The organism is Variovorax sp. UMC13, from assembly GCF_014170375.1.
GTDB lineage: Bacteria > Pseudomonadota > Gammaproteobacteria > Burkholderiales > Burkholderiaceae_C > Variovorax.
The window spans coordinates 1-17,760 of the sequence record NZ_LZZW01000006.1 but is presented as its reverse complement, the minus strand read 5'-3'; the positions used below and the strand labels follow the sequence as shown (position 1 = coordinate 17,760).

The window sequence follows — 17,760 nt, the reverse complement described above, 5'->3', positions numbered from 1 at the left end:
CATAATGCCAGCGCGATCCGCGTGCCCTCCTCCCGCCCATGTCCGCCCAACTCTCCCCCACCCCGCTGCTCTCGGCTTTCCAGGAAAGCTATCCGGAGGTGGTGCGCTTCATCGCGCGCCGCACGGGGAGTGCGCAGGACGCGCGGGAGCTGGCGCACGACACCTGGATCCGGCTGGCCGAGCGGGGGGCGGCTGGCGATGAGGCGCCGCCGGCCCCGGCCGCGCGGGCCTATGTCTACACGGTGGCCGAGAACATCGCGATCGACCATTTGCGCCGGCGGCAGCGCGGCCACGAGCGCTTCACGCCGCAGCGCGCGGAGGGCGAAGCGCCGTTCCGCGAGCCGCTGACGCCCGACATCGCCGAGCGGCTGGGCCATCGGCAGGCGCTCGATGCGGTGGCCGCGGCGCTGGCGGCGTTGCCGGCGCGCAGCCGCGACATCTTTTTGGCCGACCGGCTCGACGGCGCGAGCCATGCCGAGCTCGCGGCGCAGCACGGGGTGTCGGTCAAGACCATCGAGCGCGAGGTGATGCGCGCCATGGACGGCGTCGAGGCCGCGCTGCACCGCTGGCGCGGCGAGGCGGTGCCGCCGGCGCGCACCGGGCGGCGGCGTGCGCTGTCGGCGCTGCTCGGAGTGGCGGGCATGGGCGTGGGCAGCGCGGGGGTCTGGCAGGCCTGGCGCCGGTACGTGCCAGAGCAGTCGCTCACGCTGGCCACCGCGCCCGGGCGCATCCGGCAGCAGACGCTGCCCGACGGCAGCCGGCTCACGCTCGATGCGGCGACCCAGCTCGAGGTGGCCTATTACGCGGCCCGGCGCACCACGCGGCTGCTGGCCGGCAGCGTGTTCTTCGACGTGGCGCGCGACCCGGAGCGGCCCTTCACCGTGGCGGCCGGCGCGCACGAGGTCACGGTGCTGGGCACGCGCTTCGAAGTGGCGCTGAAGCCATCGGGCGACCTGCAGGTGGCGGTCGAGTCGGGCCAGGTGCGGGTGCGCGGCGGCACGGGCGCGCAGTGCGTGCTGGGGGCCGGCGAGCGCGTGCGCATCGAAGGGGCGCAGCTCACGGTCAGCCGCGACGGCGATGCGGCCGCGGTCGCGCCGTGGCGCGAGGGCTGGCTCGACTTCCAGCACACGCCGCTGGGCGAGGTGGTGGCGCGGCTCGCGCGCTACGGCACGCAGCCGATCGAGGCGGCGCCCGAGGTCGCGCAGCTGCCGGTGGTGGGCCGGGTGCGCATCGCGGACAGCCGGGCCTGGTTGCGGCTGCTGCCCGGCAGCCTGCCGGTGCAGGTGCGCGAGCGAGGGTCGGCGCGTTCGCTGGTGATCGAAGGCCGCGGCTGAGGGATTCCGGGCGTTCGCACGTTTCAGTAAGCCATGAGCCCGCGCCGACCGACTTCGGGGCGCGGGATGTCGATGGACCCGAACGAGCCGAGAAACCCGAATGCCTGCTGTTGCTGCTGATCATCCTCCCCGTCTTCGCGCTGGCGCCCGCCGCCTGATCGCCGTGGCCGTCATGGCCCTGGCCGCCCAGCAGGGCCAGGCCCAGACCGGCGCTGCGCCGGCGCCCTCGCAGCGCGCGGGCATCGCCTTCGCGATCCCCGCGCAGCCGCTGGACCAGGCGCTGGGCCAGCTGGCGCGCCAGGCCCATCTGCAGCTGATGGCCGCGCCCGCGCTGCTGCAGGGCCAGCAGGGCCGTGCGGTGCAGGGCAGCCTCAGCGCCGACGCGGCCGTCGCGCAGCTGCTGCAAGGCACCGGCCTGTCGGGCCGCATCGACGGCAACACACTGGTGATCGAACGTGCCTCGAATGCATCGAGCGGCACCACGCTGGCGACCGTCACCGTGATGGCCGCCAGCCCCGAGACGGCCACCGGCCCGGTCAACGGCTACGTGGCGCGGCGCAGCGCCACGGCCACCAAGACCGACACGCCGCTGCTCGAGGTGCCGCAATCGGTCTCGGTGATCGGCCGCGAGGAGATGGACGCGCGCGGCGTGCAGGACGTGATGGAGGCCATCCGCTACAGCCCCGGCATCACGGTGGGCATCTACGGCCCGGACAACCGCGGCTGGGACCTGATGCTGCTGCGCGGCTTCGACACCTCCAACAGCACCTACCTGGATGGGCTCTCGCAGGCGCTGTTCGGCGTCAACCGCTTCCTGACCGAGCCCTATGCGCTGGAGCGCGTCGAAGTGCTGCGCGGGCCGGCCTCGATGACCTTCGGCCAGGGCGATGCGGCCGGGGTGATCAACCGCGTGAGCAAGCAGCCCACGGGCGAACGGATCCGCGAGATCGAGGCGCAGGTCGGCAGCTTCGACCGCAAGCAGCTGGCCTTCGACATCGGCGACCGCTTCGGTGCCGATTCCGACTGGAGCTACCGGCTGATCGGCGTGGCGCTCGACAGCAACGACCAGGACCGCTACCCCGACGGCCACAAGCTCAACCGCCGGCGCACCTACCTCGCGCCCTCGGTGCGCTGGCAACCCCATGCCGGCACCTCCCTGACGCTGTACGCCAATGTCCTGGACAACAAGTCGCAGGAGGACACCTACTACTTCAGCCAGAACAACGTGCTCACCGACGTGAAGATGGGCGACTACAGCTTCAGCCGCATGAAGCAGCGCCAGAGCGCCGTCGGCTACAACTTCGAGACCGCGCTCGACAGCAGCTGGACCCTGCGCCAGAACTTCCGCTACAGCCACGTGGCATTGAGCCGGCGCACGGTGTGGGTCGACGAAGTGGATGCCGACGCACACAGCATCTCGCGCGTCGCCCGCACCTGGGACGACCCGGTGAACCAGGCCAGCCTCGACACCCACGTGCAGGGCAAGCTGCGCACCGGCGAGGTCGCGCACACGCTGCTGTTCGGCGTGGACTTCAGCGAGCAGCGCGGCACCGCGCGGCGCTTCATCGGGCCGGCGCCCGCCCTGGACCTGCTCGCACCGGTCTATGGCCAGCACGTCGACACGCCGCAGGACCCGCTGGCCCACTACAGGCAGACCACGCGGCAGATCGGCCTCTACGCGCAGGACCAGATCAAGTTCGCGGACCGCTGGGTCGTCACGCTGGGCGGGCGCCAGGACCATGTGCGCTCGGTCACCGACGACCAACTCCACGCAGCCGTGACGAAGAAAAGCGACGATGCCTTCAGCGGCCGTGCAGGGCTGACCTACCTCGCGGGCAACGGCTGGGCGCCGTATGTGGGCTACACCGAATCCTTCCTGCCCGTGAGCGGTGCCGATGCGGACAGCAACCCGTTCAAGCCGATGCGCGGCAAGCAGGTCGAGGCGGGCGTGAAGTTCCAGCCCGAGGGCAGCCGCACGCTGGTCACGGCCGCGGTGTTCGACCTGCGCAAGACCGACGTGGTCACCTACGACCCGGTGAACTTCGAGGGCCGGCAGATCGGCAGGCAGCGTTCGCGCGGCCTCGAGCTCGAGGCCAAGGGCGAGATCCTCCCGGGCCTGAACGCGCTGGCCTCGTACACCTGGATGGACACCAAGGTGCTCGAGAGCGCCGACCCCGACGAAGCCGGCAAGATCCCGCCGCTGGTGCCGCGGCAGACCGCCTCGGCCTGGCTCGACCACACGCTGGGCAACGGTTGGGGCGCGGGCGCGGGCGTGCGCTACATCGGCCGACGCGCCAACGACGAACACAACACGTCCTTCGAGCGCGGCGTGACGCTGGTCGACGCGACGCTGCATTACGAGCAGGGGCCGTGGCGGCTCGCGCTCAACGTGTCGAACCTGTTCGACAAGGACTACAAGGCCATCTGCTACCACGGCGAGTGCTACCGCGGGAACCTGCGCAGCGCGACGGTGACGGCGCGCTACCGGTTCTAGGGGCCTGCCTGCGGGCCCGCAGCTTGCGGGCCGGAAAAATAAAGTGTGAAGCGCGCCGATAAGCCGGATTCTGTGCACCGGCGCTCCTTGCGGAATGCCGGCGTGACCGCCATTACTCTGGGCCGTCTGTCGCCAGACGGCTCGATGCCACCTACCCGCCAGCTCAGCGGAACCACCTCGATACTGGCCTACTTGGTGTTGCTGCGCGCAGAGATTGCCCGTTTCACCCGGATCCGGGTTGCCCCTTCACCGACTCGTCTCTGTTGCTCTGATCCTCACCTCACGGTGGAGAGCCGTTAGCTCCTGCGCTGTCCTGTGCAGTCCGGACGTTCCTCCAGTGCTCCCTTTCGGGAATTGCACCAGCGGCGGTCTGGCGTGCTTCACGCGGTGGATTATCGCCTCACATCCCGCAGAACTCTTTTCGGTACTGCTCGGGTGTGGTGCCGGCCTCGCGCTGGAACATCGCGATGAAGGCCGAGGCGGTGCCGTAGCCCAGGTCGAAGCCGATCTGCTGAACCGTGTGGCCGGCCTCGAGCGCATCGACGGCGCGCAGGAAGCGCAGGCGCTGGCGCCACTCGCCCAGGCTCATGCCCAGTTCGCGCTGGCAGTGCCGCGCCAGCGTGCGCTCGGTGACGTGCACCCGTTGCGCCCAGTCGGCCAGCGAACGGTGGTCGTCCGGCGCGGCCTGCAGCGCATCGAGCACCGCGACCAGCGCGGGCGACTGCGCATCGGGCAGGTAGCAGCGCTGCTGCGGCGCCTGGGCCAGCTGGTCGACCACCACGTGGGCCAGCCGCAGGTCGGCCTCGGTGCGCGGCTCGAGGAGCGCACGCGCGGCGAAGTCGGCCAGGATGCTGCGCACGATCGGGCCCACGCGCACCGTGCAGGGCGTGGCCGGCAAACGGGCGCAGAGCGCGCGCTCGACATAGATCGAGCGGTAGGCGATCGCATGGCGCAGGTGGCAGCTGTGGACCACGTCGGGTGGAATCCAGACCGCGTACTGCGGCGGCGACAGCATGCGCAGGCCCTCGGTGTCCATCTGCAGCGTGCCGTGCGCCGCATAGTTGAGATGGCCCCAGCTGTGGCTGTGGGCCGCGGCCACGCTGTCCGCGTCGAACTCGTCGTAGCGGAAATAGAAGGGGCCGGGCTTGCCCTCGACGTCCTGGATGCGCAGCTGTTGGGTGGCCATGGCGGGCGATGGGGTGCAGAAGGTCCGAAACGCCGGACCGAATGTCCTGAATGCGCTATATGCCTCAGGACAGACGAACCGATCATAGGACCCCTTCAAGGAATCCCTATGTGGCGCTATGCATTTCCCCTGATCGCGGTGGTGATCTGGTCCTTCAACACGGTCGTGAGCAAGATGGCCGCGGGCCTGATCGCGCCCGCCGAGATCAGCTTCTTCCGCTGGCTGCTGGCCGCGCTGCTGCTCACGCCGCTGGCGCTGCGCGCGACGCTGCGCAACCGGCAGGCGGTCCGCCCCGCGCTGGGCCGCATCGTGGTGCTGGGCCTGCTGGGCATGGTGGTCTACCAGAGCCTCGCCTACTACGCGGCCTACATGACCAGCGCCACCCACATGGGCATCATCGCGTCGCTCACACCGCTGCTGGTGCTCGGGCTGTCGGTGCCGATGCTGCGCCAGCGGCTCACGCCGGGCGCGGTGGCGGGCTCGCTGCTGTCGATCGTGGGCGTGCTGATCGTGGTGAGCGAAGGCAGCCTGCACGCCCTGCTCGCCTCGGGTATCGGCCCGGGCGACGGGCTGATGCTGCTGGCCATGCTGGCCTATTCGCTCTACGTGGTGCTGCTCAAGCGCTGGAACCTGCGCGAGGTGCCGCCGCTGCAGCTGATGTATCTGCAGGTGCTGGTGGCCGCGGTGGCGCTGTTCCCGGTCTACCTGCTGTCGCCGCGCATGGGCCTGTCGGCCACCAACCTGCCGCTTGTGCTGTTCGCGGGCGTGTTCGCCTCGATGGCCGCGCCGCTGCTGTGGATGCATGCGGTGGGCCGGCTCGGCCCCAGCCGCACCAGCATGTTCTTCAACCTGATGCCGCTGTTCACCGCGCTGATCGCGGCCGCCACGCTGGGCGAGACGCTCGAGGGCTACCACGCGATCGGCGGCGTGCTGACGGTGGGCGGCGTGCTGCTGGCCGAGCTCTGGAAAGCCCCGTTCGCCACATGGAAGCCATCGGCCGGCGCCACAATGGCGGTCCGCAAAGACCGACCCTGAAGGAGACCGCACCCATGAAAGCCGACACCATCCTCGCCACCATCGGCCGCACGCCCCACATCCGGATCCAGCGGCTGTTCGCGAGCACGGCCAAGGGCACGCAGCAGGTCTGGATCAAGTCCGAGCGCGCCAACCCCGGCGGCTCGATCAAGGACCGCATCGCGCTGTCGATGGTCGAGGACGCGGAGAAATCCGGCGCGCTGAAGCCCGGCGGCACCATCATCGAACCGACCTCGGGCAACACCGGCATCGGCCTGGCGATGGTCGCGGCGGTCAAGGGCTACAAGCTGGTGCTGGTGATGCCCGACTCGATGTCGGTCGAACGCCGCCGCCTGATGCTGGCCTACGGCGCGACCTTCGACCTCACGCCGCGCGCCGGCGGCATGAAGGCCGCGATCGCGCGCGCCGAGGAGCTGGTGGCGAGCACGCCCGACAGCTGGATGCCACAGCAGTTCAACAACCCGGCCAACGTGGCGGTGCACGTGCGCACCACGGCCGAGGAGATCGCGGCCGATTTCCCCGAAGGCCTGGACGCCATCATCACCGGCGTGGGCACGGGCGGCCACATCACCGGCGTGGCCAAGGTGCTCAAGGCCAAGTGGCCCAAGCTCAAGGTCTACGCGGTCGAACCGGTCGCCTCGCCGGTGCTGTCGGGCGGCAGCCCGTCGCCGCACCCGATCCAGGGCATCGGCGCGGGCTTCGTGCCCAAGATTCTGGACATGGGCCTGATCGACGGCGTGATCCAGGTCGATGCCGACCCGGCGCGCGAGATGGCGCGCCGCTCGGCGCGCGAGGAAGGCACGCTGGTGGGCATCTCCTCGGGCGCCACGCTGGCCGCCATCGCGCAGAAGCTGCCCGAGCTGGCCGACGACGCCGTGGTGCTGGGCTTCAACTACGACACCGGCGAGCGCTACCTGTCGGTCGAAGGCTTCCTGCCGGCCTGAGGGCTTTCAGCCGGCCTGTTCGCGCAGGCGCTCGGCCTTCTGCGCCAGCGCCACCGCCTCGGCGAGCTGTGCGATCGACAGCGGGCCGCCGGCCTCCACTTCGCCGGTCAGCAGGCTCTTCAGGGCCTCCTGGCCGGCCGGCCCCGCCACCCAGGCGAAGGCCGAGGTGATCGAGCCGCCGCCGAACCTGGCGCGCAGCGCCTTCGCCGCCGCGCGGCCCACTTCGGCGAAGCTGGCCTGGTCGGCCGCCGTCGAGGCGGCCCGCACGATCACGCAGAAGGCCTCGAGCTTCTCGGCCTCGGTGCGCAGGCGCCGGGCCTTGGCCGCGCTGTGGACCGAGGCGCCCAGCAGGGCCGGCTCGTGCAGTTCGGTGAAGGCCACGATCTCGCGCCCTTCGGTCCAGGCGGCCTCGGTGCGCGCGACCACCTCGACCCGGGCGCCGCGCGCCGACGAGGCGCGTTCGGCCGCGGCCTGCGCCGCCTCCGCCTGCGCCGACGGCCACACCAGCAACGGCAGCGACGCGAAGCCCTGGACCGCCCATCGGCCGGCGCTGTTGAGGCAGCGCGGCGGTCCGTCCGCTGCGGGCGGCGCGTCGGCAAGGGAAAGGAGCAGGTACGTGGGGAGCGGCATCGGTGCGTTCATTCTTCGGGAGAGCGCCGATTGTCGCCGGCCCGCGCAGGCCGACCGCCTCAGCGGTGCGTTGCGCGCCGGGCCGGGAAGCCGCGCGTGCGCGCCGCGCAGGCGATCACCAAGCCGACCAGCACCAGCGCCAGCGCCGCCCAGGGCAGCGACGCGACGCCCACCCGATCGAGCAGCACGCCGCCCAGCAGGCCCGCGCCCGCGATCGCGCTGTTCCAGGTCACGACGTTCATCGACAGCGCCACGTCGGCGCCCTCGCCGGCCGTGTCGGCCAGGGCCGTCTGCAGCAGGGTCGCGGCGCCGCCGAAGGTCGCGCCCCAGGCAGCGACCCCGACGAAGATCGCCAACGGGAAGGACGCGAACAGCCCGAACAGCAGCGTGACCACTGCGAACACCCCCAGGCTCGCCAGCACCGCGCGCCGCAGGTGCCGGTCGACCACGCGGCCGGTGATCCAGATCCCCAGCAGCGCCGCGGCGCCGAAGACCAGCAGCACCACATCGACCGCATCGCCCAGGCCCGAGGGCGCCACGAAGGGCGCGACATAGGTGTAGAGCAGGTTGTGCGCGAGCATCCAGGCCAGCACCACGCCCAGCACGGGGCGCACACCCGGTGTCGTGAGCACCTGGCGCAGCGGCAGGGCCCGCGCATCCGCCGCCTGGCCCGGGTAGTCCGGCACCTTGGCCAGCACCCAGGCGATCAGCACCAGGCTCAGCAGCGACATGACGCCGAAGGTGGTGCGCCAGCCCAGCAGCGCGCCCATCCAGGTGCCCAGCGGCACGCCCAGCGACAGCGCGACCGGTGCGCCGACCATCGCCACCGCCATGGCCCGGCCCTGCTGGTCCGGCAGGACCATGCGCCGCGCATAGCCCGCGAGCAGCGCCCAGGCCAGGCCCGCCGAGGCGCCGGCGAAGAAGCGCGCCACCAGCGTGAGCGCGTAGCTCGAGGACAGCGCCGTGAGCGTGTTGAAGACCAGGAAGCCCACGATGGTCGCGAGCAGCACCGTGCGGCGGCGCCAGCGGCGCGTGGCCATGGTCAGCGGGATGGCTGCCAGCAGCGAGCCCAGCGCATAGAGCGTGACCATCTGGCCGGCCAGCGAGGGCGACACGCCCAGCCCTTCGACGATCTGCGGCAGCAGGCCGGCCGGCAGGGTCTCGGTGACGATGCAGATGAAGCCGGTCATGGCCAGCGCCAGCAGGGCGGCCAGCGGCAGGGGTTCGGCGCGCTCGTTGGCGGGCATGCGCTCGGGTGGCGCGGTTCGGGACGAAGACATGGGATTCCTGAAGTGAAGGGTTGCGAAGAAGCCGCGAGGACCGCAGCCACGACATATATATCGATTGGTACAAATGTAGGTCGCTCGCCGCCGGCTTGTCAACGACTTTTGTATCGACTAGTATTGAAGTGGATTTGCAACCAGGAGACTGCCGTGGCACAGATGGGCCGCCCCCGAAGCTTCGACCGCGACGCGGCCCTGACCCAGGCCATGCACCTGTTCTGGGAACAGGGCTTCGAGTCGACCTCGCTGAGCCAGCTCAAGGCCGCCATCGGCGGCGGCATCTCGGCGCCCAGCTTCTACGCCGCCTTCGGCTCCAAGGAGGCGCTCTACCAGGAGGCCATGGCGCGCTACCTCGCCACCCACGGCCAGGTCACGCAGGCGCTGTTCGACAAGGCGCTGGCGCCGCGCGACGCCATCGAGCAGGCGCTGCGCACCTCCGCCAGGATGCAATGCGAGGCGGGCCATCCGCGCGGCTGCATGGTGGCGCTGGGCGCGGCCTATGTCGGCGGCCCGGGCCAGGAGGCGATCACGCAGCCGCTGCGCGACTCGCGCGACCGCACGCGCGCGGGCATCCACGCCTGCGTGGAGCGCGGCCTCAAGACCGGAGAGTTGTCGGCCACGACCGATGCCAAATCCCTGGCCGCGGTGTTCGACAGCTTCCTGCTCGGCCTGTCGATCCGCGCGCGCGACGGCGCCCGGCATGCGCTGCTCGACGCGGCGATCACGCAGGTGCTGACGCTCTGGGACGCGGCGCGCGCACGCCAGCGCTGATCCGCGCCGCGCGCCTTCGGGCTTTCACGGAAGTTGGCGCGCGAACGCATGGGGCTGAGCGCGCCTGCCCCTCGGCCGCGGAAGGGGGCTGTCAGCCAGGGGATGGCCAATGGGTCTAAGATTCGGGCCCTGCTTGATAACCACAAGCCCATTCCCATGCTCAGACTTTCAGAAATCAAGCTCCCGCTCGATCCGCCCGCCGATGCGCTCGCGCACGCCGTGCAGGGCCTGCTCGGCGTCGACGCCGCGGCGATCGCCAACATCCACGTCCACAAGCGCAGCTTCGACGCCCGCAAGGTCGACCTGCTGCAGGTCTACATCGTCGACGTGACCCTGGCCGACTCGGCCGACGACGCGCGCCTTTTGGCCAAGCTGGCCGGCAACCCGCGCGTGACGACCGCGCCCGACATGGTCTACCGGCCCAGCGCCCAGGCGCCGGCCGAGCTGCCGATCCGCCCGGTGGTGATCGGCTTCGGCCCCTGCGGCATCTTCGCGGCGCTGATGCTGGCGAAGATGGGCTTCAGGCCCATCGTGCTCGAGCGCGGCAAGACCGTGCGCCAGCGCACCCGCGACACCTGGGGCCTGTGGCGCAAGAGCGTGCTCAACCCCGAGTCGAACGTGCAGTTCGGCGAAGGCGGCGCCGGCACCTTCTCCGACGGCAAGCTCTACAGCCAGATCAAGGACCCGCGCTTCCTGGGCCGCAAGGTGATGGAAGAGTTCGTCAAAGCCGGCGCGCCGCCCGAGATCCTCTACGTCGCCCATCCGCACATCGGCACCTTCAAGCTGGTGAAGGTGGTGGAGAACATCCGCGAGCAGATCGTGGCGCTGGGCGGCGAGATCCGCTTCGAGCAGCGCGTGACCGACGTGCACATCGAGGACGGCCACCTGCGCGGCCTCACGGTGCGCGACCAGCAGACCGGCGCCTCGAACGAACTGCGCTGCGACCACGTCGTGATGGCGCTGGGCCACAGCGCACGCGACACCTTCGAGATGCTGCATGCCCGCGGCGTGCACATCGAGGCCAAGCCCTTCTCGATCGGCTTCCGCGTCGAGCACCCGCAAGGCCTGATCGACCGCGCGCGCTGGGGCCGCCATGCCGGCCACCCGCTGCTGGGCGCGGCCGACTACAAGCTGGTGCACCACGCGAGCAACGGCCGCTCGGTCTACAGCTTCTGCATGTGCCCGGGCGGCACGGTGGTGGCGGCCACCAGCGAGCCGGGGCGCGTGGTGACCAACGGCATGAGCCAGTACTCGCGCAACGAGCGCAACGCCAACGCGGGCATCGTGGTGGGCATCGAACCCTCGGACTATCCGGGCTGGGAGAACGGCCAGACCGGCTCGCCGCTGGCTGGCATGGTGCTGCAGCGCCAGCTCGAATCCAAGGCCTTCGTGCTCGGCGGCAGCGACTACCGCGCGCCGGGGCAATTGGTGGGCGACTTCGTCGCGGGCACGCCCTCGACCGCGCTCGGCAGCATCGTGCCCTCGTACAAGCCGGGCGTGACGCCGACCGACCTGCACCAGGCGCTGCCGGCCTATGCGATCGAGGCCATGCGCGAGGCCTTCCCGGCCTTCGGCCGCAAGATCAAGGGCTTCGACACGCCCGACGCGGTGCTGACCGGCGTCGAGACGCGCACCTCCTCGCCGATCCGGATCACGCGCGGCGAGGACTTCCAGAGCCTCAACACCCGCGGCCTGTACCCGGCGGGCGAAGGCGCGAGCTACGCGGGCGGCATCCTGTCGGCCGGCGTGGACGGCATCAAGGTCGCCGAAGCCGTGGCGCGCGCCGTGCTGCAGGACGCCGAGCGCCTGCCGAAGGCCGCGTGATGGCCTTCCCACGGGCCTCCGCCGCGCAGTTCGCCGGCGCCACGCTCGCGATGGCGGCGGTGGTGCTGGCTTCGAACATCCTGGTGCAGTTCGCGATCAACGACTGGCTGACCTGGGGCGCCTTCAGCTACCCCGTGGCCTTCCTGGTAAGCGACCTGATCAACCGCCGCTTCGGCCCCGGCCCGGCGCGCCGCGTGGCCTACATCGGCTTCGCGGTCGCGGTGATCGCCTCGCTGGCGCTCGCGCCGGTGCGCATCGCGCTCGCATCGGGCCTGGCCTTCATCGCCTCGCAGCTGCTCGACATCGGCATCTTCGACCGGCTGCGCCGCGGCACCTGGTGGCGCGCGCCGCTGGTGGCGACGGTGATCGCGGCCGTGCTCGACAGCGCGGTGTTCTGGGGCATCGCCTTCGCGGGCACCGACGGCCCCTGGCTGACCTGGGCGCTGGGCGACCTGGGCGTGAAGCTGGCGGTCGGGGTGCTGATGCTGCTGCCCTTCCGGCTGCTGATCGGCCGCGCGGTCGGCGCGGGCCCGGCACAGGCGACCGGCCGCTGAAACACAGGAAGGAGAAGGCCATGGCCGACGACACCGATTTCCACTTCTACGAACCCGCCAAGGGCCACGGCCTGCCGCACGACCCGTTCAACGCGATGGTCGGGCCGCGGCCGATCGGCTGGATCTCCTCGCAGGACAGCGAAGGCCGGCGCAACCTCGCGCCCTACAGCTTCTTCAACGGCTTCAACTACACGCCGCCGATCATCGGCTTCGCCAGCATCGGCGCCAAGGACAGCCTGCACAACATCCGCCAGACCGGCGAGTTCGGCTGGAACCTCGCGACCCGGCCGCTGGCCGAGCGCATGAACGCGTCGTGCGCCGCGGTGCCGCCCGAGGTCGACGAGTTCGAGCTCGCCGGGCTCACGCCGGTGGCCTCGCGCTGCATCGCGGCGCCGCGCGTGGCCGAGAGCCCGGTGTCCTTCGAGTGCAAGCTCACCCAGATCGTGCAACTGCAGCGCGCCGACGGCCAGGCCGTCGAGACCTGGCTGGTGCTGGGCGAAGTGGTGGGCGTGCACATCGCGCGCCACCTGCTCAAGAACGGCATCTACGACACGGCGGCGGCCGAACCAATCCTGCGCGCAGGCGGCCCGGCCGACTACTTTTCCGTGACCCACGACAATCTCTTCAAGATGTTCCGTCCGCGCTGAGCGCGGGCCCTTCGCTTTGCGGCACCTCGGTGCGGCCCTCACCCCGAACAGAACCATGACAGACGCACCCGAAACCACCACCTCCGCACCGGCCGAAGCCGTCGCCGTGCCCTCGCCAGCGGCCGACGCCGCAGCGCCCGCAGCACAGCCGGAATCGACCGGACGCCCGCCCCGCTCGCGCGGCGGACGCGGCGGCCGCGGCCGGCGCGCGCGCCCGGCCGATGGCGCAGCGGCGACCGAAGCAGGACAGGCCGCGGCACAGGCCGCGCAGCCAGCGGCAAAGCAGGCGAATGCCCAGCGCAAGCCGCAGCAGCAGGCCGCGCGCAAGGTGCACCCGGTGCTCGAACGCCTGTTCGAGCTCTACCCCAAGCTCTTCGGCGCGCGCTTCCTGCCGCTCAAGCTGGGCATCTACCAGGAACTGCTGGCCGCCCACGGCGACGAGTTCAAGGCCGAGGACCTGAAGCTCGCGATGGGCCTGCACGCCCGTTCGACCCGTTACCTCGAATGCGTGGCCGCGGGCCATCCGCGCCATGACCTGCAGGGCAATCCGGTCGAACCGGTGGCGCCCGAGCACATCCACCATGCGATCCTCGAGGCCTTCCGCCGCCGCCAGGCGCGCAGCAAGGAAGACCTGGGCCCGCAGCTGCGCGAACGCATCATGGCCGCGATCGAGGCCTCGGGCGTCGGCCGCGAAGCCTATGCCGAGCGCGTGCGCGCACGCGACGACGCATCGAACGCCGCGCTCGACGACGCGCTGGCCGAACTGGGCCGCCAGGCCGCCAAGCGCGAGGCGCTGGTGCGCGCCTTCGAGGCCAGCGGCAAGACCGAGGCCGAGTTCGCCGACATGTACGGCATGGACCCGAAGGAGGTCGCGCGCACGCTGAACCGGGTGCGCCGCGACAAGGCCGAGGACGAGAAGCGCGCGGCTGCGGCAGCCGTTGCAGCGGCGGCTGCCGAAGTCGAGGCAGCCAAGGCCGCCGAAACTGCCGAACCCGAAACCGCGGTCGCCGACGACACGGCATCGACGACGGAAACGCCCGCCCCCTGAGCGCCCCGCGCCCATGAAAAAAGCCGGCGTCCAGCGCCGGCTTTTTTCATGAGGCGAAGCGTGTGCCGTCGCTCAGCCGCGCTGCGAATTCTGCAGCGCCGCGATGCGCTCCTCGATCGGCGGGTGGGTGGCGAACAGCTTGCCCATCGCACCCGTGATGCCCATGGCCTCGACTGCCTTCGGCAACTCGCCGGCGGGCATGCCGCCCAGGCGGGCCAGCGCGTTCATCATCGGCTGCTTGCGGCCCATGAGTTCGGCCGCACCGGCATCGGCGCGGAATTCGCGCTGGCGCGAGAACCAGGCCACGACGATCGCAGCGGCGAAGCCCAGCACGATGTCGAGCACGATGGTGCTCACGTAGTAGCCGATGCCCGGGCCCGAATTGCGGTCGTCGCCGCGGCGCAGGAAGGAGTCGACCGCATAGCCGATCACGCGCGAAAGGAACACCACGAAGGTGTTCATCACCCCCTGGATCAGCGTCATCGTGACCATGTCGCCGTTGGCGATGTGGGCCACCTCGTGGCCGATCACGGCCTCGACCTCTTCGCGCGTCATGCCCTGCAACAGGCCGGTCGACACCGCGACCAGCGAGGAGTTCTTGAACGCGCCGGTGGCGAAGGCGTTGGGCTCGCCCTCGAAGATCGCGACTTCGGGCATGCCGATACCGGCCTTGTCGGCGAACTTGCGCACGGTGCCGACGATCCAGGCCTCGTCGGGCGTCTGGGGGTTGTCGATCATGCGCAGGCCAGCGGTCCACTTGGCCATCGGCTTGCTGATCAGGAGCGAGATGATCGCGCCGCCGAAGCCCATGATCAGCGCGAAGCCGAGCAGCGCGGTGAGGTTGAGCCCGTTGGCCGTGAGGAAGCGGTTCACGCCGAGCAGGCTCGCGACCACGCCCAGCACCGCGACCACCATCACGTTGGTCAGGACGAACAGAAGAATGCGTTTCAAGTTGGTTTCTCCGTGGGGAAATCTGCCCCTCAAATGGGGGCCCCGGGGCTCTCTTCAAGCCGTGCGCGGCATGGAGACCCTGGCGTTGTGATGCGTCATGGCGCTCCGGACGGCGGCAACCGGGCAACCATGATAGGAGCAAAAATCGGCGCGCCCTGGTAATCCCTGTGTTCACCAAGGCCTGTGGGCCGACCGGGTGCGGCCCGGGCGGAGCGCGCGGCGCCCACAGCTCAGGCCCTGGGCCTGAAGACCTGTGCGTCGGTGTAGAAAGCTGGCGATGCGTTCTCCGCGCACCAGCCGGGCACGCCCAGCACCGGCAGTGCCGCGAAGGGCTTGGTCCGCAGCCATGCCGGGTCGAGGGCGCCCGCCAGCGCGGCATCGTCGAGGGCCGCCGCTGCGCCCGCGGGCGTGCGCAGCACATGCGCGGTGATCGGCTTGCGCGGCGTCACCAGCTTCTCGAGCAGCGCGTGACCGAAGAGCCACAACCGCGCCTCCTGCCAGCGCGCCCGCTCGGTGACGAACAGCCGCTGCCAGTCGCGCTCGACCAGCGCCTGCCAGAGCACGGGCGGTGCGTCGAGCAGCGCGCCGTTCTCGTCGAACAGCGTGAGCGCATCGCGCAGCGGGCCGCGCGTGGCGCCGACGCCGGCGCGTGCGATCTCCGAGGCCTGCAGGGCATTGAGGTGCCGCTTGCTGTGCGGAAACGCGCACCACACGAGCCCGTTGAAGAAGTCGTGCAGGTTGTCGCGGGTCGGAACGCTGCGGGTCTCGAAGATGTGGGCCTCGTAGGCCTGGCCAGCGGGCAGCGCACCCTGCGGCACGAAGGCGGGCGCGTTCCCGGGCCTCGATGCCGACAACGCCGCAGCGACCGACGCCGCCTGCTGCACGGCTTGCGCCACCGCCTCGCCGTGTGCGCGGTAAGGCGCGAGCCAGGGCTGCGCCCAATCGATCGCGCCCAGGCTCAAGGCAGGGAAGCGCCCGTCCAGCGGATGCGGTCGGGGTGCTGCATGACCGCGAACTCCGCCGTGAGCTTGTCGAAGAGCTTGAGCGAGCTGCCGCTCTTGCTCAGCAGGCCGGCCGCGCGCAGCGCCTGGGCCACGTCGTTGAGCTGCACCTCGTGGCCGCTGCGCAGCGCCGGCACGGCCGCGAGGATGAACTCGGCGGCTTCCGACACCGGCGCGGGCTGGGGCGCGGCGGCCGCCTTGCGGGCCGCGGTCTTGCGCGCGACCTTCTTGGCCGGCACGGTCTTCGCGGCGGCAGCCGGTGCAGGCGAAGGGGCGACCGTGCGGGCGGCCGGCTTGGCGACGGCCTTCACGGCGGTCTTGCGCGCCGGACGGGGCGCGGCCTCGGCCGCGGGCTGCGCGCGCCGCGAGCGAGGTGTCGCGTCCGCCGCGGGCTGGGAGCGCGCCGCATGGTGCTGCAGGTCGGTGAAGGCATCGTAGGCCGCCACGGTCTCGTCGCCGGTCTTGCCCTGCTGGCCGATGCCGCAGACGCGGCAGCCCTTCTCGCGCAGCCGGATCACCAGCGGCGCGAAGTCGGAGTCGGAGGACACCAGGTAGACGATCTGCGGCCGCTCGGCGATCGCCAGGTCGATCGCATCGACGGCCAGCGCGATGTCGGTGCTGTTCTTGCCTGCGGCCAGGTTGACCATCGGCCGTACCGACAGCCGCTTGAACAGCGCCTGGTGCTTCAATGCGACCTCGGGCGTGCCGTAGGCGCGGCGCACGTGCAGCGCGCCATGTTCCTTGAGCACCATGTGGACCGCCTGCTCCATCACGTCGGCCGAGACGTTGTCGGCGTCGATCAGGAGCATGACCTTCGGGGCCGCGTTCATACGAGCGTCCAGGGCAGCGACTCGCCGCCGCGCAGTGGCTTCAGTTCGGCCTCGCCATAGGGCACGGTTTCGGGCACGGTCCACGACTCGCGGCGCAGCGTGATGGTGTCGGTGTTGCGCGGCAGGCCGTAGAAGTCGGGGCCGTGGAAGCTCGCGAAGCCCTCGAGCTTGTCGAGCGCGCCGGCATTGTCGAAGGCCTCGGCGTACAACTCGATCGCGGTCAGCGCGGTGTAGCAGCCCGCGCAGCCCAGCGCATGCTCCTTGAGGTGCGAGGCGTGCGGCGCGCTGTCGGTGCCCAGGAAGAAGCGGTCGCTGCCGCTGGTGGCGGCCTCGACCAGCGCCACGCGGTGGGTCTCGCGCTTGAGCACCGGCAGGCAGTAGTAATGCGGCCGGATGCCCCCGGTGAAGATGGCGTTGCGGTTGTAGAGCAGGTGATGCGCCGTGATCGTGGCCGCGGTGAAGCGGTCGGCGGCGCGCACATAGTCGGCGCCTTCCTTGGTGGTCAGGTGCTCGAAGACGATCTTCAGTTCGGGGAAGTCGCGCCGCAGCGGGATCAGCACGCGGTCGATGAAGACCGCCTCGCGGTCGAACAGGTCGATGCTCGGGTCGGTGACTTCGCCGTGCACCAGGAACAGCAGGCCGTGCTTCTGCATGGCCTCGAGCGTCCTGTAGGTGTGGCGCAGGTCGGTCACGCCGGCGTCGCTGTTGGTGGTGGCGCCGGCCGGGTAGAGCTTGAGTGCGCGCACGCCGGCTTCGGCGGCCCGCGCGATCTCCTCGGGCGGCAGCTTGTCGGTGAGGTAGAGCGACATCACTGGCTCGAAGGCCGCGCCGGCCGGCACCGCGGCCAGGATGCGGTCGCGGTAGTCGAGGGCCTGTTGCGCGGTCGTGACCGGCGGGCGCAGGTTCGGCATGATCAGCGCGCGGCCCATCTGGCGGGCCGAATGCGGCACGACGGCTTCAAGGGCGGCGCCGTCGCGCACATGCAGGTGCCAGTCGTCGGGGCGGGTGATCGTGAGGGTGTCGGCGGTGCGTGTCATGCCGCGATTCTCCCATCGGCCCGCGCGGCGCCCTGCGCAGGCGGGAGACGCAGCTAAGGAAACCCCCGATGGAGAGGCGGTGACAACTGGCTACGATCTTTGCTGCCCTGGCCTCGCCGGGGCGCACGGACCGCGTTTTCCGGTGCCTGCCCCGGTGACACAACGACTCCAACACCCACCACCCGCTACGC

16 protein-coding genes and 1 other RNA gene are annotated in these 17,760 nt (G+C 70.9%); 9 read left to right on the top strand and 8 right to left on the bottom strand.

Annotation, left to right across the window (positions count from 1 at the left end):
* The first annotated feature begins 38 nt into the window (after positions 1-38).
* Together A9977_RS03590 and A9977_RS03585 are read left to right on the top strand one after the other, a co-directional pair.
* Positions 39-1,334 (top strand): sigma-70 family RNA polymerase sigma factor, encoded by a 1,296-nt coding sequence (locus A9977_RS03590; protein ID WP_183023514.1) that lies wholly within the window; start codon positions 39-41, stop codon positions 1,332-1,334.
* A gap of 172 nt (positions 1,335-1,506) precedes the next feature.
* Complete coding sequence (locus tag A9977_RS03585; RefSeq protein ID WP_259651803.1) at positions 1,507-3,828, top strand: TonB-dependent siderophore receptor; 2,322 nt, start codon at positions 1,507-1,509, stop codon at positions 3,826-3,828.
* A gap of 43 nt (positions 3,829-3,871) precedes the next feature.
* Here A9977_RS03585 and rnpB read toward each other — a convergent pair.
* Together rnpB and A9977_RS03575 are read right to left on the bottom strand one after the other, a co-directional pair.
* An RNA gene (gene rnpB, locus A9977_RS03580) (RNase P RNA component class A) lies at positions 3,872-4,210 on the bottom strand.
* 18 nt (positions 4,211-4,228) lie between these two features.
* Positions 4,229-5,014, bottom strand: a complete 786-nt coding sequence (locus tag A9977_RS03575) for a helix-turn-helix domain-containing protein (RefSeq protein ID WP_183023512.1) — start codon at positions 5,012-5,014, stop codon at positions 4,229-4,231.
* Positions 5,015-5,122: 108 nt separating this feature from the next.
* Here A9977_RS03575 and A9977_RS03570 point away from each other — a divergent pair, with 108 nt between their 5' ends.
* Positions 5,123-6,049: a DMT family transporter gene (locus tag A9977_RS03570; RefSeq protein WP_183023511.1), complete on the top strand. Its 927-nt coding sequence runs from the start codon at positions 5,123-5,125 to the stop codon at positions 6,047-6,049.
* 14 nt (positions 6,050-6,063) lie between these two features.
* A complete protein-coding gene (cysK, locus tag A9977_RS03565) occupies positions 6,064-6,993 on the top strand; it encodes a cysteine synthase A (protein WP_183023510.1) in 930 nt (309 codons plus the stop codon).
* Positions 6,994-6,999: 6 nt separating this feature from the next.
* Here cysK and A9977_RS03560 read toward each other — a convergent pair whose 3' ends face one another.
* Together A9977_RS03560 and A9977_RS03555 are read right to left on the bottom strand one after the other, a co-directional pair.
* Positions 7,000-7,623, bottom strand: coding sequence for a hypothetical protein (locus A9977_RS03560; RefSeq protein WP_183023509.1), 624 nt, complete (start codon positions 7,621-7,623; stop codon positions 7,000-7,002).
* Between the two features lie 59 nt (positions 7,624-7,682).
* Complete coding sequence (locus tag A9977_RS03555) at positions 7,683-8,903, bottom strand: MFS transporter (RefSeq protein ID WP_259651801.1); 1,221 nt, start codon at positions 8,901-8,903, stop codon at positions 7,683-7,685.
* A gap of 162 nt (positions 8,904-9,065) precedes the next feature.
* On the opposite strand from A9977_RS03555, the gene A9977_RS03550 reads away from it, so the two are divergent.
* From A9977_RS03550 to A9977_RS03530, 5 genes are all read left to right on the top strand, one after another.
* Positions 9,066-9,677, top strand: coding sequence for a TetR/AcrR family transcriptional regulator (locus tag A9977_RS03550; protein ID WP_259651802.1), 612 nt, complete (start codon positions 9,066-9,068; stop codon positions 9,675-9,677).
* A 156-nt stretch (positions 9,678-9,833) separates the two neighbouring features.
* The gene (locus A9977_RS03545; RefSeq protein ID WP_183023507.1) at positions 9,834-11,501 is read left to right on the top strand and encodes an NAD(P)/FAD-dependent oxidoreductase; all 1,668 of its coding nucleotides are present in this window, start codon (positions 9,834-9,836) and stop codon (positions 11,499-11,501) included.
* Positions 11,501-12,055, top strand: a complete 555-nt coding sequence (locus A9977_RS03540) for a VUT family protein (protein WP_183023506.1) — start codon at positions 11,501-11,503, stop codon at positions 12,053-12,055. The genes A9977_RS03545 and A9977_RS03540 overlap by 1 nt, the downstream gene beginning before the upstream one ends.
* A gap of 20 nt (positions 12,056-12,075) precedes the next feature.
* Positions 12,076-12,702 (top strand): flavin reductase family protein, encoded by a 627-nt coding sequence (locus A9977_RS03535; protein ID WP_183023505.1) that lies wholly within the window; start codon positions 12,076-12,078, stop codon positions 12,700-12,702.
* Positions 12,703-12,757: 55 nt separating this feature from the next.
* The gene (locus A9977_RS03530; protein ID WP_183023504.1) at positions 12,758-13,750 is read left to right on the top strand and encodes a ProQ/FINO family protein; all 993 of its coding nucleotides are present in this window, start codon (positions 12,758-12,760) and stop codon (positions 13,748-13,750) included.
* 72 nt (positions 13,751-13,822) lie between these two features.
* Here A9977_RS03530 and htpX read toward each other — a convergent pair whose 3' ends face one another.
* From htpX to pyrC, 4 genes are all read right to left on the bottom strand, one after another.
* The gene (htpX, locus tag A9977_RS03525; protein WP_183023503.1) at positions 13,823-14,701 is read right to left on the bottom strand and encodes a protease HtpX; all 879 of its coding nucleotides are present in this window, start codon (positions 14,699-14,701) and stop codon (positions 13,823-13,825) included.
* A gap of 230 nt (positions 14,702-14,931) precedes the next feature.
* The gene (locus A9977_RS03520; RefSeq protein ID WP_183023502.1) at positions 14,932-15,663 is read right to left on the bottom strand and encodes a DUF3025 domain-containing protein; all 732 of its coding nucleotides are present in this window, start codon (positions 15,661-15,663) and stop codon (positions 14,932-14,934) included.
* Entirely contained in the window at positions 15,660-16,532 is an 873-nt protein-coding gene (locus A9977_RS03515; RefSeq protein ID WP_183023501.1) for an NYN domain-containing protein, read from the bottom strand. Before A9977_RS03515 ends, A9977_RS03520 begins: the two co-directional genes overlap by 4 nt.
* On the bottom strand, positions 16,529-17,569 hold the full coding sequence (gene pyrC, locus A9977_RS03510; protein WP_183023500.1) for a dihydroorotase: 1,041 nt from the start codon (positions 17,567-17,569) through the stop codon (positions 16,529-16,531). Before pyrC ends, A9977_RS03515 begins: the two co-directional genes overlap by 4 nt.
* Between the last annotated feature and the right edge of the window lie 191 nt (positions 17,570-17,760).